22 protein-coding genes are annotated in these 25,150 nt (G+C 70.5%); 19 read left to right on the top strand and 3 right to left on the bottom strand.

Annotated features, from left to right (window positions below):
* Positions 1–198: 198 nt before the first annotated feature.
* From ruvB to ACZ3IJ_RS33995, 6 genes are all read left to right on the top strand, one after another.
* Positions 199–1,278, top strand: coding sequence for a Holliday junction branch migration DNA helicase RuvB (ruvB, locus tag ACZ3IJ_RS34020; RefSeq protein ID WP_391799725.1), 1,080 nt, complete (start codon positions 199–201; stop codon positions 1,276–1,278).
* 176 nt (positions 1,279–1,454) lie between these two features.
* On the top strand, positions 1,455–1,922 hold the full coding sequence (yajC, locus tag ACZ3IJ_RS34015) for a preprotein translocase subunit YajC (RefSeq protein WP_467474747.1): 468 nt from the start codon (positions 1,455–1,457) through the stop codon (positions 1,920–1,922).
* A gap of 147 nt (positions 1,923–2,069) precedes the next feature.
* A complete protein-coding gene (secD, locus tag ACZ3IJ_RS34010; protein WP_467474745.1) occupies positions 2,070–3,860 on the top strand; it encodes a protein translocase subunit SecD in 1,791 nt (596 codons plus the stop codon).
* 1 nt (position 3,861) lies between these two features.
* Positions 3,862–4,953 (top strand): protein translocase subunit SecF, encoded by a 1,092-nt coding sequence (gene secF / locus ACZ3IJ_RS34005; protein ID WP_467474743.1) that lies wholly within the window; start codon positions 3,862–3,864, stop codon positions 4,951–4,953.
* Entirely contained in the window at positions 4,950–5,501 is a 552-nt protein-coding gene (locus ACZ3IJ_RS34000) for an adenine phosphoribosyltransferase (protein WP_467474741.1), read from the top strand. The genes secF and ACZ3IJ_RS34000 overlap by 4 nt, the downstream gene beginning before the upstream one ends.
* 204 nt (positions 5,502–5,705) lie before the next feature.
* Positions 5,706–8,180, top strand: a complete 2,475-nt coding sequence (locus tag ACZ3IJ_RS33995) for a RelA/SpoT family protein (RefSeq protein ID WP_467474739.1) — start codon at positions 5,706–5,708, stop codon at positions 8,178–8,180.
* Between the two features lie 67 nt (positions 8,181–8,247).
* On the opposite strand, the gene ACZ3IJ_RS33990 is transcribed toward ACZ3IJ_RS33995, so the two are convergent.
* Both ACZ3IJ_RS33990 and ACZ3IJ_RS33985 read right to left on the bottom strand, forming a co-directional pair.
* Entirely contained in the window at positions 8,248–9,477 is a 1,230-nt protein-coding gene (locus tag ACZ3IJ_RS33990; protein WP_391799731.1) for a DUF349 domain-containing protein, read from the bottom strand.
* Positions 9,478–9,664: 187 nt separating this feature from the next.
* Positions 9,665–10,462, bottom strand: coding sequence for a peptidylprolyl isomerase (locus ACZ3IJ_RS33985; protein ID WP_467474736.1), 798 nt, complete (start codon positions 10,460–10,462; stop codon positions 9,665–9,667).
* 152 nt (positions 10,463–10,614) lie between these two features.
* Between ACZ3IJ_RS33985 and ACZ3IJ_RS33980 the strand changes: the two genes are divergently transcribed.
* The 5 genes from ACZ3IJ_RS33980 (at position 10,615) to rpsD (ending at position 15,791) form a co-directional block, all read left to right on the top strand.
* Positions 10,615–11,322 (top strand): MBL fold metallo-hydrolase, encoded by a 708-nt coding sequence (locus ACZ3IJ_RS33980; protein WP_467474734.1) that lies wholly within the window; start codon positions 10,615–10,617, stop codon positions 11,320–11,322.
* A 10-nt stretch (positions 11,323–11,332) separates the two neighbouring features.
* Positions 11,333–12,595, top strand: coding sequence for a histidine--tRNA ligase (gene hisS / locus ACZ3IJ_RS33975; RefSeq protein WP_467474732.1), 1,263 nt, complete (start codon positions 11,333–11,335; stop codon positions 12,593–12,595).
* A 162-nt stretch (positions 12,596–12,757) separates the two neighbouring features.
* Positions 12,758–13,369 carry a vitamin K epoxide reductase family protein gene (locus tag ACZ3IJ_RS33970; RefSeq protein WP_467474730.1) on the top strand — a complete coding sequence of 204 codons (612 nt, stop codon included), beginning with the start codon at positions 12,758–12,760 and terminating at the stop codon, positions 13,367–13,369.
* Positions 13,370–13,470: 101 nt separating this feature from the next.
* Positions 13,471–14,823 (top strand): replication-associated recombination protein A, encoded by a 1,353-nt coding sequence (locus tag ACZ3IJ_RS33965; protein ID WP_391799736.1) that lies wholly within the window; start codon positions 13,471–13,473, stop codon positions 14,821–14,823.
* A 353-nt stretch (positions 14,824–15,176) separates the two neighbouring features.
* The gene (rpsD, locus tag ACZ3IJ_RS33960; RefSeq protein ID WP_158985446.1) at positions 15,177–15,791 is read left to right on the top strand and encodes a 30S ribosomal protein S4; all 615 of its coding nucleotides are present in this window, start codon (positions 15,177–15,179) and stop codon (positions 15,789–15,791) included.
* A gap of 50 nt (positions 15,792–15,841) precedes the next feature.
* Here rpsD and ACZ3IJ_RS33955 read toward each other — a convergent pair whose 3' ends face one another.
* Complete coding sequence (locus tag ACZ3IJ_RS33955; RefSeq protein ID WP_467474727.1) at positions 15,842–17,962, bottom strand: ATP-binding protein; 2,121 nt, start codon at positions 17,960–17,962, stop codon at positions 15,842–15,844.
* 170 nt (positions 17,963–18,132) lie between these two features.
* On the opposite strand from ACZ3IJ_RS33955, the gene ACZ3IJ_RS33950 reads away from it, so the two are divergent.
* The 8 genes from ACZ3IJ_RS33950 to ACZ3IJ_RS33915 all read left to right on the top strand — a co-directional run.
* A complete protein-coding gene (locus ACZ3IJ_RS33950) occupies positions 18,133–18,561 on the top strand; it encodes a DUF948 domain-containing protein (protein ID WP_352186545.1) in 429 nt (142 codons plus the stop codon).
* A gap of 6 nt (positions 18,562–18,567) precedes the next feature.
* Positions 18,568–18,921 (top strand): DUF6167 family protein, encoded by a 354-nt coding sequence (locus tag ACZ3IJ_RS33945; RefSeq protein WP_467474725.1) that lies wholly within the window; start codon positions 18,568–18,570, stop codon positions 18,919–18,921.
* Entirely contained in the window at positions 18,921–21,590 is a 2,670-nt protein-coding gene (alaS, locus tag ACZ3IJ_RS33940; RefSeq protein ID WP_467474723.1) for an alanine--tRNA ligase, read from the top strand. The genes ACZ3IJ_RS33945 and alaS overlap by 1 nt, the downstream gene beginning before the upstream one ends.
* 2 nt (positions 21,591–21,592) lie before the next feature.
* Positions 21,593–22,057: a Holliday junction resolvase RuvX gene (ruvX, locus tag ACZ3IJ_RS33935; protein WP_467474811.1), complete on the top strand. Its 465-nt coding sequence runs from the start codon at positions 21,593–21,595 to the stop codon at positions 22,055–22,057.
* 100 nt (positions 22,058–22,157) lie between these two features.
* Positions 22,158–23,903: an endolytic transglycosylase MltG gene (mltG, locus tag ACZ3IJ_RS33930; protein WP_467474721.1), complete on the top strand. Its 1,746-nt coding sequence runs from the start codon at positions 22,158–22,160 to the stop codon at positions 23,901–23,903.
* Entirely contained in the window at positions 23,903–24,730 is an 828-nt protein-coding gene (locus ACZ3IJ_RS33925) for a shikimate dehydrogenase (protein ID WP_467474719.1), read from the top strand. Before mltG ends, ACZ3IJ_RS33925 begins: the two co-directional genes overlap by 1 nt.
* Positions 24,727–24,903 (top strand): hypothetical protein, encoded by a 177-nt coding sequence (locus tag ACZ3IJ_RS33920; protein WP_391799743.1) that lies wholly within the window; start codon positions 24,727–24,729, stop codon positions 24,901–24,903. Before ACZ3IJ_RS33925 ends, ACZ3IJ_RS33920 begins: the two co-directional genes overlap by 4 nt.
* Positions 24,904–25,057: 154 nt before the next feature.
* A partial coding sequence (locus tag ACZ3IJ_RS33915) for a chorismate synthase (RefSeq protein WP_352102574.1) occupies positions 25,058–25,150 on the top strand: 93 nt, incomplete at its 3' end.

Below are 25,150 nucleotides of genomic sequence, written 5' to 3'. Positions count from 1 at the left end.
TGCGGGGCGCCTTCCCCACCCCGCCTCCGGGCGCGATATTCGGCCTCGCCCGCGTGTGAGGCGGGGTTCGAGGCGGAGCCCCGGTCCGGGAAGGCGGAGCCCCGGTCCGGAAGGGGCGGGGCAGGGACAGAACCCGCCGCAGGCGCCCCGCTCGCCGCACACACCACCGCACCGACACCACCCATGAAGGCAGAGACCGTGAACTGGGACGACGACACCGCACCCGCAGCCGAGGACCGCCTCGTCGGCGCCTCGGCCGACGGCGACGACCAGGCCGTCGAGGCCGCGCTGCGTCCCAAGGACCTGGCCGAGTTCGTCGGTCAGGAGAAGGTCCGGCAGCAGCTCGACCTGGTCCTCAAGGCCGCCCGCCAGCGCGGCGCCACCGCGGACCACGTGCTGCTCTCCGGCGCGCCCGGTCTCGGCAAGACCACCCTCTCGATGATCATCGCCGCCGAGATGAAGGCCCCTATCCGGATCACCTCCGGCCCCGCCATCCAGCACGCCGGCGACCTCGCCGCGATCCTCTCCTCCCTCCAGGAGGGAGAGATCCTCTTCCTCGACGAGATCCACCGCATGTCCCGCCCCGCCGAGGAGATGCTCTACATGGCGATGGAGGACTTCCGCGTCGACGTCATCGTCGGCAAGGGCCCCGGCGCCACCGCCATCCCCCTGGAGCTGCCGCCCTTCACCCTGGTCGGTGCCACCACCCGGGCCGGACTCCTGCCGCCCCCGCTCCGCGACCGCTTCGGCTTCACCGGCCACATGGAGTTCTACGACCCCGCCGAACTGGAGCGCGTCATCCACCGCTCCGCCGGACTCCTCGACGTCGAGATCGACACCGCCGGAGCCGCCGAGATCGCCGGGCGCTCCCGCGGCACCCCCCGCATCGCCAACCGCCTCCTGCGCCGCGTCCGCGACTACGCCCAGGTCAGGGCCGACGGCGTGATCACCCGCGAGATCGCCTCCGCCGCGCTCGGCGTGTACGAGGTGGACGCCCGCGGCCTCGATCGGCTCGACCGCGCCGTCCTGGAGGCCCTGCTCAAGCTCTTCGGCGGTGGGCCGGTCGGGCTGTCGACCCTCGCGGTGGCGGTGGGGGAGGAGCGGGAGACCGTCGAGGAGGTCGCCGAACCCTTCCTCGTACGGGAAGGGCTCCTGGCGCGCACACCCCGTGGTCGGGTCGCCACTCCGGCGGCATGGGCCCACCTCGGGCTCGTTCCACCGCAGGCAGCGGCCCCGGGCGCGCCAGGAAGCGGACAACAGGGGCTCTTCGGGGCGTGACGGGACCGTGACGGCGCGGAGACTCGTCGGAGCAGGAACCAGGGTGCGATGCTGGACGTTGTTCCAACGATGCGGACTCGCCTAGACTCCGCCGATGCCGACCTTTCTGGTCGGCACGCCCACCCCCGAAGATCAGGCCGCGGGTTCTCCGCGTCCGTGCGAAGGAAACCCGTCCCGTGAGTATCGTGACCCTCCTCCCCTTCATCGTCCTCATCGGGGCCATGTTCCTGATGACCCGCTCTGCGAAGAAGAAGCAGCAGGCGGCCGCGCAGATGCGCGACGAGATGCAGCCCGGCACCGGCGTACGGACGATCGGGGGGATGTACGCCACCGTCAAGGAAATCGGCGACGAGACCGTCCTCCTCGAGGTCGCTCCCGGCGTGCACGCCGTCTACGCGAAGAACGCCATCGGCGCGGTCCTCGCGGACGACGAGTACAACCGCATCGTCCACGGTGACGAGCCGGACGCCGAGGCCGTCGTCCCGGACGACGCCTCCTCCCTGACCGAGACGGCCGACGCCGTCGCGGCGGACGAGGTCGTCGAAGACACCAAACCCGACCTGACCAAGAAGGCCGAGGCCGTCGAGGCCGACGCCGAGGTCAAGAAGGACGGCAAGGGCGACAGCGGGACCGAGGCGAAGTAGTCGCGACCGGGGACCGCGGAGAACGCCCACCGGCGTCCGCGGTCCCCGGCACGGTTCCACGTCTGCGGGGGCAGGTCCCCACACACACTTTCGTGGCCGCACCGCGCACACCCGTCGCCGGGCGGTTGGACAGGGAGAAACGACAAGGTGGCAGCACCGAAGAAGGGCCGAAGGCCGGCGGGGGGCCAGAGCAGGCCGGGGCGTGCCCTGGCTCTGATCCTGATCGCCATGGTCGCGCTCACGGGCGCGATGTTCTGGTCGGGGCACACCACTCCGCGGCTGGGCATCGACCTCGCGGGCGGTACCTCGATCACGCTCAAGGCGAAGGCCGAGCCCGGCAAGGAAGACGCCGTCAACGAGACCAACATGAACACCGCGGTCGGCATCATCGACCGCCGTGTCAACGGTCTGGGTGTCTCCGAGGCCGAGGTCCAGACGCAGGGCCGCGAGAACATCATCGTCAACATCCCGCGGGGTGTGGACGAGAAGCAGGCGCGTGAGCAGGTCGGTACGACCGCTCAGCTGCACTTCCGGCCGGTGCTGGCCTGGGCCCCGAGCGGTCCGGCGACCCCGACGCCGTCCGGCAGCCCCACGCCGTCCGCGTCCACGAAGCCGTCCGCCGGCTCCTCCGCGAGCCCCTCGGCCTCGGCCGCGGACGGCAAGGCCTCTCCCTCCGCGAGCGCCACCACGCAGGGCCGGGCCGTCAGCGAGGCCCTGAAGAAGGCGCCCACCCCGAGCGCCTCGGGCACCCCCTCGCCGGACGCCTCGAAGTCCCCGGACGCCTCGAAGTCCCCCGGTACCACGCCTCCTGCCGACGACGCGGCGAAGCTGCAGCAGCAGTTCGCCGCGCTCGACTGCACGCCGAAGGCTCCGAAGTCCGGCGACAAGAAGGTCGTGCCGAACCCGGCCCAGGGCGTTCCCGCCGAGCAGCCCACCCTCGCGTGCGGCACCGAGGGCGACGCCAAGTACCTCCTCGGCCCCGCCGAGGTGGACGGCCGTGACGTCGACGACGCCAAGGGCGTCTTCGACCAGCAGCGCGGCATGTGGATCGTGAACATGGAGTTCACGGACGCGGGTGCCAAGAAGTTCTCGCAGATCACCGGCAAGCTCTCGCAGCAGCAGGAGCCGCAGAACCAGTTCGCGATCGTCCTGGACGGCTCGGTCGTCTCGGCCCCGTCGGTGCGGACCACGCTGAGCGCCAACGCGGAGATCTCCGGCAGCTTCAACCAGCAGTCGGCCCAGGACCTCGGCAACATCCTGTCCTACGGTGCCCTGCCGCTCTCCTTCGACACCCAGAGCGTCGACACCGTCACCGCCGCGCTCGGTGGTGAGCAGCTGGAGGCCGGTCTGATCGCCGGCGCCATCGGCCTCGCCCTGGTCGTCCTGTACCTGATCGTCTACTACCGCGGCCTGTCGCTGATCGCCCTGCTCAGCCTCGGCGTCTCGGCTCTCCTCACGTACGTGATCATGTCACTGCTCGGCCCGGCCATCGGCTTCGCGCTGAACCTGCCGGCCGTCTGTGGCGCCATCGTGGCCATCGGTATCACCGCGGACTCGTTCATCGTCTACTTCGAACGCATCCGCGACGAGGTCCGCGAGGGCCGGACCCTGCGCCCGGCCGTCGAGCGTGCCTGGCCGCGCGCCCGTCGTACGATCCTCGTCTCCGACTTCGTGTCGTTCCTCGCCGCCGCGGTGCTCTTCGTCGTCACCGTCGGCAAGGTCCAGGGCTTCGCGTTCACCCTCGGCCTGACCACCCTGCTCGACGTGGTCGTGGTGTTCCTCTTCACCAAGCCGCTGATGACGCTGCTCGCGCGGACCAAGTTCTACGGCGAGGGCCACGCCTGGTCCGGACTGGATCCCAAGCGCCTCGGCGCCAAGCCGCCGCTGCGCCGCTCCCGTCGTGTCTCCGCCCCCGTCGACTCCCCGAAGGAGGCGTGAGATGGCGAAGAAGCGCGACAGCCTCGGCGCCCGGCTCAACCGCGGTGAGGTCGCCTACGACTTCATCGGCAACCGCAAGCTCTGGTACGGCCTGTCCATCCTGATCACCATCACGGCGATCGTGGCACTGGCCGTCCGAGGCCTGAACATGGGCATCGAGTTCCAGGGCGGTGCCGTCTTCACCACCCCGAAGTCCGAGGTCTCGGTCTCCCAGGCCCAGGAGTACGCCGAGGAGGCCTCCGGCCACCCCGCCGTGGTCCAGAAGCTCGGCAGCGGCGCGCTGCGCATCCAGGTCGGCGGCCTCGACACCGAGAAGTCCGACCAGGTCCGCGCCGAGCTCGCCAAGGACCTGAACATCGCCGAGAACAAGATCGCGGCGGAGCTGGTCGGCCCCAGCTGGGGTGAGCAGATCGCCAACAAGGCATGGACCGGTCTCGCGGTCTTCATGATCCTCGTGGTGATCTACCTGGCCATCGCCTTCGAATGGAGAATGGCGGTAGCGGCGCTCATCGCCCTGATCCACGACCTGACCATCACCGTCGGCATCTACTCGCTCGTCGGGTTCGAGGTCACGGTCGGTACGGTCATCGGTCTGCTGACGATCCTCGGTTACTCGCTGTACGACACGGTCGTGGTCTTCGACTCCCTCAAGGAGGGAACGAAGGACATCACCAAGCAGACCCGCTACACCTACAGCGACCTGGCCAACCGGTCGATCAACGGCACCCTGATCCGTTCGATCAACACCACCGTCGTGGCCCTGCTGCCGGTCGCCGGTCTGCTCTTCATCGGTGGCGGTGTCCTCGGCGCCGGCATGCTGAACGACATCTCGCTGTCGCTGTTCGTCGGCCTCGCCGCCGGTGCGTACTCCTCGATCTTCATCGCCACCCCGCTCGTCGCCGACCTCAAGGAGCGCGAGCCGGCGATGAAGGCCCTCAGGAAGCGGGTGCTCGCCAAGCGCGCCTCCGCGGCCGCCAAGGGCGAGCCCCTGGACGGTGCCGACGAGGACGTGGACGGCTTCCACGACGAGGCCGAGACCGCGGTCGTCGGTCAGCGCGGCCGTCGCGGCCGCCCGTCGGAGAACCGAGGATGACCGCCGAGGCACAGGACACCACGGCCCTGCTCCTCGGCCGGATCCGGGACGTCCCCGACTACCCGAAGCCGGGCGTGCTGTTCAAGGACATCACCCCGCTGCTCGCGGACCCGGTGGCGTTCACGGCGCTGACCGACACCCTCGCCGCGCTGTGCGTCACGCACGGCGCGACGAAGATCGTCGGCCTGGAGGCGCGCGGCTTCATCCTCGCCGCACCGGTCGCCGTCCGCGCGGGCCTGGGATTCGTCCCGGTCCGCAAGGCCGGCAAGCTGCCCGGTGCGACGCTGAAGCAGGCGTACGAGCTGGAGTACGGCACCGCCGAGATCGAGGTGCACGCCGAGGACCTGGTCGACGGTGACCGCGTCATGGTCATCGACGACGTCCTCGCCACCGGCGGCACCGCCGAAGCCTCCATCGAGCTCATCAGGCGGGCCGGGGCCGAGGTCGCGGGCGTCGCGGTCCTCATGGAACTCGGCTTCCTGCCGGGCCGCGCCCGCCTGGAGCCCGCCCTGCGCGGCGCTCCGCTGGAGGCGCTGATCACGGTCTGAGACCACACGCGCGCGTGCGGTGAGAGGCGCCCCGGGGAATCCCCGGGGCGCCTCGTCCGTTCTCCGGTGTATGACCCGGAACGGGTCCTTCGCGCGCGTGGTGCCCGTCTCACCCTCCGCACGCGGGAGCACGGCGGCCCCCGGCTCGATACGATGGCCTTTCCGGGCCTGACCGGGGGACCCGGTACAGCACGAGGAGCGCTCTTGCCAGACGAGGCCCAGCCACTCTCCGCCGCGCAGCCCGACCCGCAGGCCGACAAGGCCCTTGCGGCGGAGCCCGCGCCGCCCGAGAACAAGCCCGCGGAGAGCCGGCCCACGCCCGTGGCCCCCGCCCCGGCACCCGCCTCGACGCCCAAGCCCGCCCCCGCCCCCGCGACCCGCTCCGGCGGCTCGTCCAACCGGGTCCGCGCCCGGCTCGCCCGGCTCGGCGTCCAGCGCTCCTCCCCGTACAACCCGGTCCTCGAACCGCTGCTGCGGATCGTCCGCTCCAACGACCCCAAGATCGAGACGGCGACCCTCCGCCAGGTCGAACGGGCCTACCAGGTCGCCGAGCGCTGGCACCGCGGCCAGAAGCGCAAGAGCGGCGACCCCTACATCACGCACCCGCTCGCCGTCACCACGATCCTCGCCGAGCTCGGCATGGACCCGGCCACGCTCATGGCCGGCCTGCTGCACGACACCGTCGAGGACACCGAGTACGGCCTGGACACGCTGCGCCGCGACTTCGGCGACCAGGTGGCCCTCCTCGTCGACGGCGTCACCAAGCTCGACAAGGTCAAGTTCGGCGAGGCCGCGCAGGCCGAGACCGTGCGCAAGATGGTCGTCGCCATGGCCAAGGACCCGCGTGTCCTGGTCATCAAGCTCGCCGACCGGCTGCACAACATGCGCACCATGCGTTACCTCAAGCGGGAGAAGCAGGAGAAGAAGGCCCGCGAGACCCTCGAGATCTACGCGCCCCTGGCCCACCGCCTGGGCATGAACACCATCAAGTGGGAGCTGGAGGACCTCGCCTTCGCGATCCTCTACCCCAAGATGTACGACGAGATCGTCCGGCTCGTCGCCGAGCGCGCCCCCAAGCGCGACGAGTACCTCGCCATAGTGACCGACGAGGTCCAGTCCGACCTGCGCGCCGCCCGCATCAAGGCCACCGTCACCGGCCGGCCGAAGCACTACTACAGCGTCTACCAGAAGATGATCGTCCGCGGCCGTGACTTCGCGGAGATCTACGACCTGGTCGGCATCCGCGTCCTCGTGGACACCGTCCGCGACTGCTACGCGGCCCTCGGCACCGTCCACGCGCGATGGAACCCGGTCCCCGGCCGGTTCAAGGACTACATCGCGATGCCGAAGTTCAACATGTACCAGTCGCTGCACACCACGGTCATCGGCCCCAACGGCAAGCCCGTCGAGCTGCAGATCCGCACCTTCGACATGCACCGCCGGGCCGAGTACGGCATCGCCGCGCACTGGAAGTACAAGCAGGAGGCCGTCGCCGGAGCCTCCAAGGTGCGCACCGACGTACCGAAGAGCGTCGGCAAGGACGACCACCTCAACGACATGGCGTGGCTGCGCCAGCTGCTCGACTGGCAGAAGGAGACCGAGGACCCCGGAGAGTTCCTGGAGTCCCTGCGCTTCGACCTCTCGCGCAACGAGGTCTTCGTCTTCACCCCCAAGGGCGACGTCATAGCGCTGCCCGCCGGGGCCACCCCCGTCGACTTCTCGTACGCCGTCCACACCGAGGTCGGCCACCGCACCATAGGGGCGCGGGTCAACGGGCGGCTCGTGCCGCTGGAGTCGACCCTCGACAACGGCGACCTGGTCGAGGTCTTCACCTCCAAGGCCGCGGGCGCCGGCCCGTCCCGCGACTGGCTGGGCTTCGTCAAGTCCCCGCGCGCCCGCAACAAGATCCGGGCGTGGTTCTCCAAGGAGCGCCGCGACGAGGCGATCGAGCAGGGCAAGGACGCCATCGCGCGGGCCATGCGCAAGCAGAACCTGCCGATCCAGCGGATCCTGACCGGCGACTCGCTCGTCACGCTCGCCCACGAGATGCGCTACAGCGACATCTCCTCGCTGTACGCGGCGATCGGCGAGGGCCATGTCACGGCCCAGTCCATCGTCCAGAAGCTCGTCCAGGCCCTCGGCGGCGAGGAGGCCGCCAACGAGGACATCGCCGAGACGGCCCCGCCCACGCGCGGCCGCTCCAAGCGCCGCTCCAGCGCCGACCCCGGTGTCGTCGTCAAGGGCGTCGAGGACGTCTGGGTCAAGCTGGCCCGCTGCTGCACCCCCGTACCCGGCGACCCGATCATCGGCTTCGTCACCCGCGGCAGCGGCGTCTCGGTGCACCGCAGCGACTGCGTCAACGTCGACTCGCTCTCTCGCGAGCCGGAGCGCATCCTCGAGGTCGAATGGGCGCCCACCCAGTCCTCGGTCTTCCTGGTCGCCATCCAGGTCGAGGCACTGGACCGCTCCCGACTGCTCTCGGACGTCACCCGCGTCCTGTCGGACCAGCACGTCAACATCCTGTCGGCGGCCGTCCAGACCTCCCGCGACCGGGTGGCCACCTCGCGCTTCACCTTCGAGATGGGCGACCCGAAGCACCTCGGCCACGTCCTGAAGGCCGTCCGCGGCGTGGAGGGCGTCTACGACGTCTACCGCGTCACCTCGGCGCGACGCCCCTAACAGCGCGTACGAGAAGGGCCCCGGTACCTCGCACAGGTACCGGGGCCCTTCTCCTGCGTACGCGGGATCAGCCGCCGAACTCCTGCAGGCCCTTCAGAGCCTGGTCCAGGAGTGCCTGACGGCCCTCCAGCTCACGCGCCAGCTTGTCGGCCTTCGCGTCGTTGCCCGCCGCACGGGCCGCATCGATCTGCTTCTGCAGCTTGTCGACGGCGTCCTGCAGCTGGCCCGTCAGACCCGCGGCACGCGCGCGTGCCTCCGGGTTCGTCCGGCGCCACTCCGACTCCTCGGACTCCTGGAGCGCACGCTCGACCGCGTGCATCCGGCCCTCGACCTTCGGCCGGGCGTCGCGCGGCACATGACCGATGGCCTCCCAGCGCTCGTTGATGGAGCGGAAGGCCGCGCGCGCCGCCTTCAGATCCGTCACCGGCACCAGCTTCTCGGCCTCGGTCGCGAGCTCCTCCTTCAGCTTGAGGTTCTCGGTCTGCTCCGCGTCCCGCTCGGCGAAGATCTCACCGCGCGCCGCGAAGAAGATGTCCTGGGCGCCGCGGAAGCGGTTCCACAGGTCGTCCTCGTGCTCGCGCTGCGCACGGCCCACGGCCTTCCACTCCGCCATCAGCTCGCGGTAGCGGGCGGCCGTGCCACCCCAGTCCGTGGAGTTCGACAGCGACTCGGCCTCGGCGACCAGCTTCTCCTTGGCCTTGCGGGCCTCCTCGCGCTGCGCGTCCAGCGAGGCGAAGTGCGCCTTGCGGCGCTTGGAGAACGCCGAGCGGGCGTGCGAGAAGCGGTGCCACAGCTCGTCGTCGGACTTCCGGTCGAGCCGCGGCAGGCCCTTCCAGGTGTCCACGAGCGCGCGCAGCCGTTCGCCGGCCGCCCGCCACTGCTCGCTCTGCGCCAGCTCCTCGGCCTCCTTGACCAGAGCCTCCTTGGCGCCGCGCGCCTCGTCGGCCTGCTTGGCCTTCTGGACCTTGCGCTCCTCACGGCGCGACTCGACCGTCTCGACCAGCTTGTCGAGGCGAGCGGTCAGCGCGGCGAGGTCACCCACGGCGTGATGCTCGTCGACCTGCTGCCGGATGTGGTCGATCGCGACCGTGGCGTCCTTCGCCGAGAGGTCGGTGGTCTTCACCCTCTTCTCGAGGAGGCCGATCTCGACAACCAGGCCCTCGTACTTGCGCTCGAAGTAGGCCAGTGCCTCCTCGGGAGTGCCGGCCTGCCACGATCCGACGACCTTCTCGCCCTCGGCTGTACGCACGTACACGGTGCCCGTCTCGTCGACGCGGCCCCACGGGTCGCTGCTCACAGCGCCTCCTCCACATGATGCCGACGAGGGGGTTGTGCCCCCTGGGCATCGTCCACAGGTTCCCGGCGGGCCTCGCCCGCCCTCAACAACGCGGATACAGGACCGCGCTGCACAACGCCAATCTAGGCGACCGGCCGCCCGGCTGTCCGCTCTCCGCGCGACCGAAATTCAACGGTCACGCCGTGTGTCACTTCTTGGCGACCGTGGCCTTCTCGATCGTCACGGCCGTCTTGGGCGCGCCGTCCTTCGCGCCGCCCTCGACCCCGCCCCCGGCGACCTCCTCGACGACCTTCAGACCGGCCGCGTCGATCTTCCCGAAGGGGGTGAACTGAGGCGGCAGCTTCGTGTCCTTGTAGACGAGGAAGAACTGGCTGCCGCCGGTGTTCGGCTGCATCGTGTTGGCCATCGCGACCGTCCCGGCGGGGAAGGTCACCGAGCCGTCCGCGCCGGCCTTGCCCAGCGCGTCCAGGTTCTCGTCCGGGATGGTGTAGCCGGGACCGCCCGTGCCGTCGCCCTTCGGGTCACCGCACTGGAGGACGAAGATGCCCTCGGTGGTGAGCCGGTGGCACTTCGTCCCGTCGAAGTACTTCTTGTCCGCCAGGTGCTTGAAGGAGTTCACCGTGTGCGGGGTCTTCGCCGCATCCATGGTGATCCCGATGTCGCCCCGGTTCGTCTTGAGGGACATCGTGTACGTGGCCTTCTTGTCGACGGCCATCGCCGGCTCCGGCGCCTTCGACTCGGTCGCCGAGGGGGTCGGCGTCGCGGCGTCGCTCGGCGTCGCGTCGTCGGCCGCCGCGGTGCTGCCGTCGTCGGTCAGCGCGACGGACGCGTACACCGCTCCGCCCGCGGCCAGCACGACGGCGAGCGAGGCCGCGATCACGGTGTTCCGGCGCCTGGCCTTCTGCCGCGCCTCCTGCCGCCGCTGCTGCTGACGCTCGTACTTCTCCCTGGCGAGCTGCCGCCGCCGCTGATCGCTGCTGACCACCGGGTCTGCTCCTTGTCGCTCGTCTGTTCCTGTCCTGGCCGGGTGTGCCCGTACCGTATACGGGTTGGCTGTGGAATACGCAGCGCCGGTAGGCTCTGATCTGCCGCTTCCGCTCCGCCGCACCCCGTGCCGGACGACATTTAAGGACGATCGTGCTGATTGCCGGGTTCCCCGCCGGGGCCTGGGGGACCAACTGCTACCTGGTCGCCCCCGCCGCAGGCGAGGAGTGCGTCATCATCGACCCGGGCCACCAGGCCGCCCAGGGTGTCGAGGAGACGCTGAAGAAGCATCGGCTCAAGCCCGTCGCCGTGGTCCTCACCCATGGACACATCGACCACGTCGCCTCCGTCGTCCCGGTCTGCGGCGCCCATGACGTACCCGCGTGGATCCACCCCGCCGACCGGTACATGATGAGCGACCCGGAGAAGGCCCTCGGCCGCTCCATCGGGATGCCTCTCATGGGCGAGCTGACCGTGGGCGAGCCGGACGACGTGCACGAGCTCACCGACGGCGCCACGCTGGACCTCGCCGGCATGGAGTTCTCCGTCGCCCATGCGCCCGGTCATACCAAGGGGTCGGTGACCTTCCAGATGCCGCAGACCACGGAGATCCCCTCCGTGTTCTTCTCGGGCGATCTGCTCTTCGCCGGCTCCATCGGACGCACCGACCTGCCCGGCGGTGACATGGACGAGATGTTCGAATCGCTGGCCCGCGTGTGCCTGCCGCTCGACAACTCGACCGTGGTGCTGTCGGGACACGGTCCCCAGACGACCATCGGCCAGGAGCGCGCCACGAACCCGTACCTGCGGGATGTGGCCGCCGGCCTCGGGAGCACGAAGGCTCCCCGACGAGGAATGTGACGAGACGACGTTGAGCACCTTCAAGGCCCCCAAGGGCACGTACGACCTGATTCCGCCGTACTCCGCGAAGTACCTGGCGGTCCGGGACGCCATCTCCGGACCCCTGCGCAAGTCCGGCTACGGCTACATCGAGACGCCCGGCTTCGAGGACGTCAACCTCTTCGCGCGCGGTGTCGGCGAGTCCACCGACATCGTCACCAAGGAGATGTACACCCTCACGACCAAGGGCGGCTCCGAGCTGGCGCTGCGGCCCGAAGGCACCGCCTCCGTGCTGCGCGCGGCCCTGGAGGCCAGCCTGCACAAGCAGGGCAACCTGCCGGTGAAGCTCTGGTACTCCGGCTCGTACTACCGCTACGAGCGCCCGCAGAAGGGCCGCTACAGGCACTTCTCCCAGGTCGGCGCCGAGGCGATCGGCGCGGAGGACCCGGCGCTCGACGCCGAGCTGATCATCCTGGCCGACGACGCGTACCGCTCGCTGGGCCTGCGGAACTTCCGCATCCTGCTGAACTCGCTCGGCGACAAGGAGTGCCGCCCCGTCTACCGGGAGGCGCTGCAGACCTTCCTGCGCGGTCTCGACCTCGACGAGGAGACGCTCCGCCGGGCCGAGATCAACCCGCTCCGCGTCCTCGACGACAAGCGCGAGTCCGTGCAGAAGCAGCTCGTCGGCGCGCCGCTGCTGCGCGACTACCTGTGCGACGCGTGCAAGGCGTACCACGAGGAGGTGCGCGCCCTGATCACCGCGGCGGGCGTCGCCTTCGAGGACGACGCCAAGCTGGTGCGCGGCCTGGACTACTACACGCGGACGACCTTCGAGTTCGTCCACGACGGTCTCGGCTCGCAGTCCGCGGTCGGCGGCGGCGGCCGGTACGACGGCCTCTCCGAGATGATCGGCGGACCGGTGCTCCCGTCGGTCGGCTGGGCGCTCGGCGTGGACCGTACGGTGCTGGCCCTGGAGGCCGAGGGCGTCGAGCTGGACATCCCGGCGGCGACCAGCGTCTTCGCGGTCGCGCTCGGGGACGAGGCGCGCCGCGTCCTGTTCGGGAAGGTCACCGCACTCCGCAAGGCGGGCGTGGCGGCCGACTTCGCGTTCGGAGGCAAGGGCCTCAAGGGCGCCATGAAGGACGCCAACCGCTCGGGCGCCCGGTTCGCCGTCGTCGCGGGCGAGCGGGACCTGGCCGAGGGCGTGGTCCAGCTCAAGGACATGGAGTCCGGAGAGCAGGAGCCGGTGGCCCTGGACGCGCTGGTCGACACCGTCCGGGCGAAGCTGGCCTGACGAGGGCGGAAGACGCACGGCACACGGCACGAGGACGACCGGGGACCGGACCGCTTCACGCGGACGGGCCCCGGTCGTCCTTATGTCCGTCGAACGGTGGAGAGTGTGCCCCGTACGGCACAATGACCGTGGCCACAAGCCCGCGAGTGATGGATCGGGGATATGACAGACACGGCGGTTGACGAGTCGGCACGCGGCACCATCGGCGCGAGCCGGGCCCTGGCCTGGCTGCTGGTGATCACCGGTGCCGCCGGTCTGCTCGCCGCGTGGGTCATCACGATCGACAAGTTCAAGCTCCTCGAGGACCCGAACTTCACGCCGGGCTGCAGCCTCAACCCGATCGTCTCGTGCGGCAACATCATGAAGAGCGACCAGGCCTCGGTCTTCGGCTTCCCGAACCCGATGCTCGGCCTCGTCACCTACGCCATGGTGATCGCCATCGGCGTCGGCCTCCTCGCGGGCGCCCGCTACCGCCGCTGGTACTGGCTCGGCCTGAACGCGGGCACGCTCTTCGGCGTCGGCTTCTGCACCTGGCTGATGCAGCAGTCGCTCTACGAGATCAACGCGCTCTGCCTGTGGTGCTGCCTGGCCTGGGCCGCCACGATCGTCATGTTCTGGTACGTGACCTCGCACAACGTCCGCAAGGGGGTCATCCCGGCGCCCCAGGGCCTGCGGACCTTCTTCGACGAGTTCACCTGGGTGCTCCCCGTGCTGCACATCGGGATCATCGGCATGCTGATCCTCACGCGCTGGTGGGACTTCTGGACCAGCTGACGGGCTGCCGGGCTCACGGGCCGGCGGGTTGACGAGCCGCGGGCTCGCGGGCTCACCGGGCGCGGGCCCCGCTGTCAGTGCTCTGACTTAGGCTTCATGACGTGGAGCCCGACCTCTTTACCGCAGCCGCCGAAGAACGCCAGGAGAAGGACCCGTCCAGCAGCCCGCTGGCTGTACGGATGCGTCCGCGCACCCTGGACGAGGTCCTCGGCCAGCAGCATCTGCTCAAGCGGGGCTCGCCGCTGCGGAGGCTCGTCGGAGAGGGCGACGGAGGCCCGGCGGGCGCCTCGTCCGTGATCCTCTGGGGGCCGCCCGGCATCGGGAAGACGACCCTGGCGTACGTGGTCTCGAAGGCGACCAACAAGCGCTTCGTCGAGCTCTCCGCCATCACCGCGGGCGTCAAGGAGGTCCGGGCCGTCATCGAGGGCGCACGGCGCGCGGCCGGCGGCTTCGGCAAGGAGACCGTCCTCTTCCTCGACGAGATCCACCGCTTCTCCAAGGCCCAGCAGGACTCGCTGCTGCCGGCGGTGGAGAACCGCTGGGTGACGCTCATCGCCGCGACGACCGAGAACCCGTACTTCTCCGTCATCTCGCCGCTGCTCTCCCGCTCCCTGCTGCTCACGCTCGAACCGCTCACCGACGACGACCTTCGCGATCTCCTCAAGCGGGCCCTCACCGAGGACCGGGGGCTCGGGGGCGCGGTCAGCCTGCCCGAGGACGCCGAGGCACATCTGCTGCGGATCGCCGGCGGCGACGCCCGGCGTGCGCTGACCGCTCTGGAGGCGGCCGCGGGCTCGGCCCTCGCGAAGGGCGAGCCGGAGATCACCCTCCAGACGGTCGAGGAGACCGTCGACCGGGCGGCGGTGACGTACGACCGGGACGGCGACCAGCACTACGACGTGGCCAGCGCGCTCATCAAGTCGATCCGCGGCTCGGACGTGGACGCGGCGCTGCACTACCTGGCCCGGATGATCGAGGCGGGGGAGGACCCCCGGTTCATCGCCCGCCGGCTGATGATCTCGGCCAGCGAGGACATCGGCCTGGCCGACCCGACCGCTCTGCCGACGGCCGTGGCCGCCGCGCAGGCCGTCGCCATGATCGGCTTCCCCGAGGCGGCGCTGACCCTGAGCCACGCCACGATCGCACTGGCCCTGGCCCCCAAGTCCAACGCGGCGACCACGGCGATCTTCGCGGCCCAGGCGGACGTACGGAACGGCCTCGCGGGCGCGGTCCCGCCGCATCTGCGCGACGGTCACTACAAGGGCGCGGCCAAGCTGGGCCACGCCCAGGGGTACGTGTACCCGCACGACGTCCCGGGCGGGATCGCGGCACAGCAGTACGCGCCGGACGAGGTCCACGGCAGGCGCTACTACGAGCCGACCCGGTACGGCGCGGAGGCGCGGTACGCGGACGTGGTGGAGAAGGTACGGGAGCGGCTGCGCGGCGACGGCTGAGGCGGACCCGGGCGCGTGCACGGGGCCTCCGCCGACCCGGTACACTCGTGCGGAGTGCTGCGTCCCGTGTCCGGCTTCGGCCGGCGCCACCAGAACGGGACAGGCAGCCGGAGACCCGCCTCGCGCGGGATCTCCAGGAGTGTCGCGCACCTTCGAAGGTGTCGCGGGCAACCCATCACCTCCCCGGACCCCCGGGACCAGGCGATGGGCCGTTCGCGTGCTGCACGTATGTGCCCAGACCAGGGAGCGGCTGCCCGTCAGGTCCTCGACGACCTTGCGGGTTTCCCCGGCTGCGGATGCGACCTCCTCTAACCCTGGTGAAGCCGTATTCGTACAGATAGAGAGGTTGGTTCATGCCGAACCAGTCCCGTCCCAAGGTCAAGAAGTCGCGTGCCCTCGGCATCGCGCTGACCCCGAAGGCCGTCAAGTACTTCGAGGCCCGCCCCTACCCGCCGGGCGAGCACGGCCGTGGCCGCAAGCAGAACTCGGACTACAAGGTCCGTCTGCTCGAGAAGCAGCGTCTGCGCGCGCAGTACGACATCAGCGAGCGCCAGATGGCGCGCGCCTACGACCGCGCCAAGAAGGCCGAGGGCAAGACGGGCGAGGCGCTGGTCGTCGAGCTCGAGCGTCGCCTCGACGCCCTGGTCCTGCGTTCGGGCATCGCCCGCACCATCTACCAGGCCCGTCAGATGGTCGTGCACGGTCACATCCAGGTCAACGGTGGCAAGGTCGACAAGCCGTCGTTCCGCGTCCGTCCCGACGACGTCGTGATGGTCCGCGAGCGCTCCCGCGAGAAGCCCCTGTTCCAGGTGGCCCGTGAGGGTGGCTTCGCCGCCGACGGCGAGACCCCGCGCTACCTGCAGGTCAACCTGAAGGCCCTGGCCTTCCGCCTCGACCGCGACCCGAACCGCAAGGAGATCCCGGTCATCTGCGACGAGCAGCTGGTCGTCGAGTACTACGCCCGCTGATCAAGGCGTCGTACCACCCCCGCGGTGCTCGGCCCGCCGCTTCCCCACTCTCACCAGTGGGGGAGCCGGCGGGCTTCCGCGTTCTCGGGGAACGCCGTACGGAACGGGCGCGGCGCCCGCGGGCCCGCGCCGCGCGCGGCCGGGTCCCGGCGCACGCTGAGCGCCCGGTCCACCGCCGCGTCCAGGGACAGGCCCTGGCCCTCCCGCACCGACGCCCGGTAGCGCTCCGCGCCCAGCAGCTCCCCGGCCTCCGCCGCGCAGAGCGCCCGCGCGCCGTTGAAGTGGCCCGAGCCGAAGAGCTGCAGACCCACCGAGTCCCAGACCGGCAGTGCGGCGCCCTGCAGCACGGCCGCCTCGGTCGGGTCGCCCTCGCTCGCCGTCACCAGGGCGAGCAGCTCGATGGCCAGCACCAGCCCCACCAGATCGTGGAACATGTGGTTGATGCCGACGCACTCCGTGAGCAGCTTCCGTGCCTCGCGGTGATCGCCCCCGGCCCACGCCGCGTACGCCAGGACGTAGAGCGCGTACGCCTTGGTCCAGCGCTCGCCGCGCTCCTCGCAGATCTCGCGCACCTCCGCGCAGAGCGCGACCCCGCCCTCCAAATCGCCCTGGAAGACCCGGGCCATCGCCAGCTCGACCTGGCCCATCAGCACGTTGCTGTTGAGCTCGCCCAGTTCCCGGTACGTCGCCAGAGCCCGGCCGATCAGCTCCTCCGCGCGCGGCATGTCGTCCGAGAGCAGCGCCAGACAGCCCATCCGGTGCGTCGCGTACGCCTCCGCCAGGGGGTTGCCGACGGAGCGGGCCCGCTCCCCGCACTCGTGCAGCGCGGCCACCGCGGCCGTCGCGTCGCCCTGCAGGATCGTCACGTACCCCACCACCCACAGGGCCTTCAGCCGGGCGTCGTCGTGCTCCGAGTCGAGCGCGAGCGCCCGGTCCAGCCAGTGCCGGCCCTCGGCCAGGCGCCCGCACCCGACCCAGGCGAACCAGAGCGTCCCCGCGAGATGCTGCGCCAGGTGCGCCTCGTCCGGCTGCTCCAGGCAGAGTTCGAGGGCCGCCCGCAGATTGGGGAGCGAGGCCTCCAGGCAGGCCGCGACCTCGGCCTGACGCGGGCTGAACCACTCCAGCTCGCACCAGGTGGCCAGGCCCATGTACCAGTCGCGGTGCCGGCGGCGCATGCGCTCGGTGTCGCCGAGCGCCGCCAGCCACTCAGCGCCGTAATCGGAGACCGTATCCAATATCCGATATCTCGGACCGGCGACCGTGTCCTCGCGTACGACCAGGGACTGCGCGAGCAGACCGCCGAGCACGTCCATCACCCGCTCCGGCGGAAGCTCACGGCCGGCGCAGACGTACTCCACCGCCTCCAGGTCGAACGGCCCGGCGAAGACCGAGAGGCGCGCCCACAGCAACCGCTCCTCCGGCGTGCACAGCTCGTGGCTCCAGCCGATCGCGGTCCGCAGCGTCTGGTGCCGGGGGAGCGCGCCCCGCGCCCCGTCCGTCAGCAGCCGGAACCGGTCGCCGAGCCGCCGCAGCATCTGCTCCACCGTGAGGAGCGGCATCCGGGCGGCCGCCAGCTCCAGCGCCAGCGGAATCCCGTCGAGCCGGCGGCACAGTTCGCGCACGGACCCGGCCGCCGGGCGCGATCCGGCCGAGGCGGTCGCCCGCTCGACGAACAGCGCCTCCGCGTCGTCCTCGTCCATCGGCGGCAGCGTGAACACGGCCTCCCCGTCGACGCGCAGCGGACGGCGGCCCACCGCGAGGACGGTGAGACCCGGGGCATGCGCGAGAAGCTGCCGCACCAAGGGTGCGCACTCCTCGACGAGATGCTCGAAACCGTCCACCACGAGCAGCAGCCGGCGCTCCGCGAGATGGTCGATCAGCGACTCGACCGGGGTGCGCAGCGTGTGATCGGTCAGCCCCAGCGCCTCGGCGAGGGCGAAGGCGACGAGCTCCGGGTCGGGCAGCACCGCCAGGTCGGCGAGCCACACGCCGTCGGCGTAGCGTTTCTCCACCGCCCTGGCGGCCGTCAGGGCGAGCCGGGTCTTCCCGACGCCGCCCACCCCGACGACGGTGACCAGGCGCGACGCCACCAGGAGCCGGGTCAGCCGGTCCTCTTCCGCGGCCCGTCCGACGAAGACGTTCAGCTCTGCCGGGAGGTTGGTCCTTCGCATGGGACACGGAGCGTACTCATCCACGCGCACTCCGTACAATCGGGTCGGCCGATTCCCTTCTCGGGAGCCCTCGTACCGCCCGTAATGCGGTACGGGGAAAGACCCCGGGCGCGATAGGGTCGGAGGACGACTTTTCGCAAGGGCCCAACGACAGCAGAGAGCGGTGCGGAGTGACCGGTGGAGAGGTTGCCGGGATCCTGGTGGCCGTGTTCTGGGCGATTCTCGTCTCCTTCCTCGCCGTGGTTCTGGTGAGACTGGCGCAGACGCTCAAGGCGACCACCAAGCTCGTGGCGGACGTGACCGAACAGGCGGTCCCGCTGCTCAGCGACGCCTCCGCCACCGTGCGGTCGGCGCAGACCCAGCTCGACCGCGTGGACGCCATCGCCTCGGACGTCCAGGAGGTCACCTCCAACGCCTCGGCGCTCTCCACGACCGTCGCCTCCACCTTCGGCGGACCGCTGGTCAAGGTCGCGGCCTTCGGCTACGGAGTGCGCAGGGCCCTCGGCCGCGGCCGGGACCAGGCACCGCCCGCGCCCGCCCCCCGCACCGTCGTCGGTCGCACCGTGCCCTCCGCGCGGCGCCGGAAGCAGAAAGGCTGACCCGCGATGTTCCGCCGTACCTTCTGGTTCACCGCAGGCGCAGCCGCCGGCGTGTGGGCCACCACCAAGGTCAACCGCAAGCTCAGGCAGTTGACCCCGGAGAGCCTCGCCGCGCAGGCGGCGAACAAGGCGATCGAGACCGGCCACCGGCTCAAGGACTTCGCCCTCGACGTCAGGGCGGGCATGGTCCAGCGCGAAGCCGAACTGGGCGAGGCGCTCGGTATCGAGGCCTCCCCGGACGCATCGGCCGAGCGCGAGCTCCCCGGGCCGCGCCGCAGGGCATCGCTCGATGCCACCCCGAACACGACCACCACGCATTCGTACCGAACGATCTCGTACAACCGGAATGAGGACCACTGATGGAGTCGGCTGAAATCCGCCGCCGCTGGCTGAGCTTCTTCGAGGAGCGCGGGCACACCGTCGTGCCTTCGGCGTCGCTCATCGCGGACGACCCGACTCTGCTTCTGGTCCCCGCCGGCATGGTTCCCTTCAAGCCGTACTTCCTCGGTGAGGTCAAGCCGCCGTTCGCGCGCGCCTCCAGCGTGCAGAAGTGCGTGCGTACGCCCGACATCGAAGAGGTCGGCAAGACCACCCGCCACGGCACGTTCTTCCAGATGTGCGGCAACTTCTCCTTCGGCGACTACTTCAAGGAAGGCGCCATCAAGCTCGCCTGGGAGCTGCTGACCAGCTCGGTGGAGCATGGTGGCTACGGGCTGGAGCCGGAGAAACTCTGGATCACCGTCTACCAGGAGGACGACGAGGCCGAGCAGATCTGGCGCGACGTCGTCGGTGTCCCCGCCGAGCGCATCCAGCGCCTCGGCAAGAAGGACAACTACTGGTCGATGGGCGTCCCCGGTCCCTGCGGCCCGTGCTCCGAGATCAACTACGACCGCGGCCCCGAGTTCGGCGTCGAGGGCGGCCCGGCCGTCAACGACGAGCGGTACGTGGAGATCTGGAACCTGGTCTTCATGCAGTACGAGCGCGGTGAGGGCTCCGGCAAGGAGGACTTCCCGATCCTCGGCGAGCTGCCGTCGAAGAACATCGACACGGGCCTCGGCCTCGAGCGCCTCGCGATGATCCTGCAGGGCGTACAGAACATGTACGAGACCGACACCCTCCAGGTCGTCATCGACAAGGCCACCGAACTCACCGGCGTCGCCTACGGCAAGGCCCACGAGAGCGACGTCTCGCTCCGCGTCGTCGCCGACCACATGCGTACGTCCGTCATGCTCATCGGCGACGGTGTCACCCCCGGCAACGAGGGCCGCGGCTACGTGCTGCGCCGCATCATGCGCCGTGCCATCCGCAACATGCGTCTGCTCGGCGCCACGGGCGTCGTCGTCCAGGACCTCGTCGACGTGGTCATCGACACCATGGGCGAGCAGTACCCCGAGCTGATCACCGACCGCAAGCGGATCGAGACCGTCGCCCTCGCCGAAGAGGCCCGCTTCCTCAAGACGCTCAACGCCGGCTCGAACGTCCTCGACGGCGCCGTGACCGAGACCAGGGCCGCCGGCGGCACCGTCCTCTCCGGCGACAAGGCCTTCCTGCTCCACGACACCTGGGGCTTCCCGATCGACCTCACCCTGGAGATCGCCGCCGAGCAGGGGCTCTCCGTGGACGAGGCCGGCTTCCGCCGCCTCATGCAGGAGCAGCGGGACAAGGCCAAGGCCGACGCCAAGGCCAAGAAGACCGGCCATGCCGACGTCGCCGCCTACCGTGAGATCGCCGACGGCAACGGCGCCACCGAGTTCACCGGCTACACCAACACCGAGGGCGAGTCCACGGTCGTCGGTCTGCTGGTCAACGGCGTCCCGTCGCCGGCCGCCTCCGAGGGCGACGAGGTCGAGGTCGTCCTCGACCGCACCCCGTTCTACGCCGAGGGCGGCGGCCAGCTCGCCGACCAGGGCCGGATCCGCCTCCACAGCGGTGCCGTCATCGAGATCCGTGACGTCCAGCAGCCGGTCCCCGGTGTCTCGGTGCACAAGGGCTCGGTCCAGGTCGGTGAGGTGACGGTCGGCTCCACCGCCTACGCCGCCATCGACGTCCGCCGCCGCCGGTCCATCGCCCGTGCCCACTCCGCCACGCACCTGACGCACCAGGCCCTGCGTGACGCTCTCGGCCCCACCGCCGCCCAGGCCGGTTCCGAGAACTCGCCCGGCCGCTTCCGCTTCGACTTCGGTTCGCCGAACGCCGTTCCCGGCACGGTCCTCATGGACGTCGAGCAGAAGATCAACGAGGTCCTCTCCCGCGAGCTCGACGTCCACGCCGAGGTCATGCCGATCGACGAGGCCAAGCGGCAGGGCGCCATCGCCGAGTTCGGCGAGAAGTACGGCGAGAAGGTGCGCGTCGTCACCATCGGCGACTTCTCCAAGGAGCTGTGCGGCGGTACGCACGTCAAGAACACCGCCGCGCTCGGCCTGGTCAAGCTGCTCGGCGAGTCGTCGATCGGCAGTGGCGTGCGCCGTGTCGAGGCCCTCGTCGGCGTCGACGCCTACAACTTCCTCGCCCGTGAGCACACGGTCGTCGCCCAGCTCCAGGAGCTGGTCAAGGGCCGCCCCGAGGAGCTTCCGGAGAAGATCTCCTCCATGCTCGGCAAGCTGAAGGACGCCGAGAAGGAGATCGAGAAGTTCCGCGCCGAGAAGGTCCTCCAGGCCGCCGCCGGCCTGGTCGAGACCGCCAAGGACGTCCGTGGTGTCGCGCTCGTCACCGGCCAGGTCCAGGACGGCACGTCCGCCGACGACCTGCGCAAGCTGGTCCTCGACGTCCGCGGCCGCATCCCGTCGGACCGCCCGGCCGTCGTGGCCCTGTTCACCACGGCCAACGGCCGCCCGCTGACGGTCATCGCCACCAACGAGGCCGCCCGCGAGCGCGGTCTCAAGGCCGGTGAGCTGGTCCGTACCGCCGCCAAGACCCTCGGTGGCGGCGGTGGCGGCAAGCCGGACGTCGCCCAGGGCGGCGGCCAGAACCCGGAGGCCGTCGCCGAGGCCATCGACGCCGTCGAGCGTCTCGTGGTGGAGACCGCGTGACGATGCGTCGTGGTCGTCGTCTCGCGATCGACGTCGGGGACGCCCGGATCGGGGTCGCCTCGTGCGACCCCGACGGGGTCCTCGCCACCCCGGTGGAGACCGTGCCGGGACGTGACGTCCCGGCCGCCCACCGGCGGCTCCGGAGCATCGTCGAGGAGTACGAGCCGATCGAGGTCGTGGTCGGGCTCCCTCGCTCCCTCTCCGGGGGCGAGGGCCCGGCCGCGGCCAAGGTCCGGCGCTTCGCGGGTGAGCTGGCGAAGGGCATCGCCCCGGTGCCGGTCCGCCTGGTCGACGAGCGGATGACGACCGTGACGGCGACCCAGGGGCTCAGGGCCTCGGGAGTGAAGTCGAAGAAGGGGCGGTCCGTCATCGATCAGGCCGCCGCTGTGATCATCCTTCAGAATGCTCTTGAGTCCGAACGGGTATCGGGTAATCCTCCCGGCGAGGGCGTCGAAGTGGTCATCTGATCGCGATACGGTAACGTTCCGCGCGATGCGGCGTGTTCGAACAGCTGCCGCACTACGTAGAGGCGGACCGTCCGGAAGCCTCGCGGCTGTTTGGGGATCGATGACTGAGTATGGCCGGGGCCCCGGCTCCGAACCGTGGCATCCCGAGGACCCGTTGTACGGGGACCAGGGATGGGGAGGCCAGCCGCAGTACCCGCAGCAGGCGCAGCAGCAGTACGGTCACCAGGACGCGTACGGCCAGGGCCAGGGGCAGGGCTACGACCCCCACTATCAGCAGCCGCACCACCCTCAGCAGCACGAGCACGCTCAGCAGTACCAGCAGCAGCATGCTCAGCAGCAGGGGCAGTACCAGCAGCAGGCGCAGCACCCCCAGCAGTACGTGGATCCCGCGACGTACGGCGGATACCAGGGCCAGCAGGCCCAGGGCTACGACACGTCCGGGTATCCCGTACAGCAGTACGACCCCACGTGGGAGACGGGCCAGGCGGCCATGCCGTACGGCGCGACGCCCGCCGACCCCTACGGCGGTCAGAACCCCGACCTCTACGGCACCCCCGAGGCCTACCCGCCGCCGCAGCCCCCGGGCCGGCGGCAGGCGCCGCCGGAGCCCGTCACCGAATGGGAGGCGGAGGCGGCGGCCGAGGCCGAGGAAGAGGAGCGGCACCCCTTCTTCACCGGTGAGGACGGCACCGATGACGACGAGTACGACGACGAGCCCGGCGACAGGCGGTCGTCGCGGGGCGGGCGCGACCGCAGGGGCGGCAAGGGCAAGAAGAGCAGGAACGGCGTCGCGTGCCTGGTCGTCGCGCTCGTCCTCGCGGGCGGCGTCGGTGGCATCGGCTACTTCGGCTACCAGTTCTGGCAGGGCCAGTTCGGAGAGGCACCCGACTTCACGGGCGCCGGCAGCGGCTCGGTCCAGGTCGAGATCCCCAAGGACTCCGGCGGCTACGAGATCGGCAACATCCTCAAGAAGGCCGGCGTCGTCAAGAGCGTGGACGCCTTCGTCGCCGCGCAGGGGAAGAACCCCAAGGGCCTCTCCATCCAGGCGGGCGTCTACACGCTGAAGAAGGAGATGTCGGCGGAGAGCGCCGTCACGATGATGCTCGACCCGGCGAGCCAGGCGAACTTCGTGATCCCCGAAGGCCGGCGGAACGTCTGGGTCTACGAGCAGATCGACAAGAAGCTCGAGCTCAAGGCGGGCACCACCCAGGGTGTCGCCAAGGCGAAGGCGGAGGACCTGGGCCTTCCGGAGTGGGCGAAGAACCACGAGGACCTGAAGGATCCGCTGGAAGGCTTCCTCTTCCCGGCGAGCTACCCGGTGGCCAAGGGCAACAAGCCCGAGGACGTGCTGCGCAAGATGGTCGCCCGCTCCAACGCGGAGTACGCGAAGTACGACCTGGAGGCCAAGGCGAAGCAGCTCGGGGTCGAGAGCCCCTGGCAGCTCATCACCATCGCGAGCCTCGTCCAGGCCGAGGGCACGTCGCACGACGACTTCCGCAAGATGGCCGAGGTCGTCTACAACCGGCTCAAGCCCAGCAACCCGCAGACCTACGGCAAGCTCGAGTTCGACTCGACGTACAACTACATCAAGAACCAGAGCAAGATCGACCTCAGCCTCGAAGAGCTGCGAAAGTACGACAACGTCTACAACACGTACTTCTACAAGGGCCTGCCGCCCGGTCCGATCGGGAACCCGGGCAACGAGGCGCTGAAGGGCGTGGTGAACCCGACGGACGAGGGCTGGTACTACTTCATCTCCCTCGACGGCAAGACGTCCCAGTTCACCAAGACGAACGCCGACCACCAGAAGCTCGTCAACGAGTTCAACAAGTCGAGGAAGAACTGATGCCGTCACCGCGGCGCGCGGCCGTCCTGGGTTCGCCGATCGCGCACTCGCTCTCCCCGGTCCTGCACCGGGCGGCCTACGCCGCGCTGGGCCTCGACGCCTGGTCGTACGACCGGTTCGAGATGGACGAGGCCGGGCTTCCCGGCTTCGTCGCCGGACTGGACGAGTCCTGGGCCGGTCTCTCCCTGACCATGCCGCTGAAGCGGGCGATCATCCCGCTGCTCGACGAGATCAGCGACACGGCCGCCTCGGTCGAGGCCGTCAACACGGTCGTCTTCACCGAGGACGGCCGCCGGGTCGGCGACAACACGGACATCCCCGGCCTGATCGCCGCCCTGCGGGAGCGGGGCGTCGACAAGGTCGAGTCCGCGGCGATCCTCGGGGCCGGTGCCACAGCCTCCTCCGCCCTCGCGGCCCTCGCGCGGATCTGCACCGGCCCGGTCACGGCGTACGTACGGAGCGAGGCCAGGGCCGAGGAGATGCGCGGCTGGGGCGAGCGGCTGGGTGTGGACGTGCGCACCGCCGACTGGGCGAACGCGGACCGGGCCTTCGCCGCCCCGCTCGTCGTCGCGACCACCCCGGCCGGCACCACCGACGCGCTCGCGGCGGAGGTCCCCGGCGCACCCGGCACCCTCTTCGACGTGCTGTACCACCCCTGGCCGACGCCCCTCGCCGCCGCGTGGTCGAAGGGCGGGGGCGCGGTCCTCGGCGGCCTCGACCTCCTCGTCCACCAAGCCGTCCTCCAGGTCGAGCAGATGACGGGCGTCCCCGAGGCCCCGCTGGCCGCCATGCGTGCCGCCGGTGAGAGGGCCCTGGCCGCCTCGTGAACGGCCCGCAGACGCTTGCCGCCGACTGGGCCGGTTCGCTGTTCAAGCTGATCGTGAACCTGCTGCCCGAGTGGGCGGAGAACACCGTCGCCGCCCTCGGACTGACCTTCCTCGTGGTGGAGGGCGGGCGTCGGCTGTGGCGCGCCGTTCGCACCTCGCGCTCCCCGGCCTGAACCTGTGACCCAAGCGATCTGACGTTCTTCGCGTCCGATGGCTGGACCGACGGCCGGGTTCGGCCCCCGGACGTGGGAGGATCGGGGGTGGCGGGCCAGGGCCGCGCACCCGGCCGCGCCACAGCAGTTCCAGGCGCGAGCATGAGGAGCATCGTTGAGCAGGTTGCGCTGGCTGACAGCCGGAGAGTCGCACGGTCCCGCGCTGGTCGCGACGCTGGAGGGTCTTCCCGCCGGTGTCCCGGTGACC

This window comes from Streptomyces sp. NPDC013317 (assembly GCF_055563155.1).
This window is presented reverse-complemented; position numbering and strand designations above follow the sequence as displayed.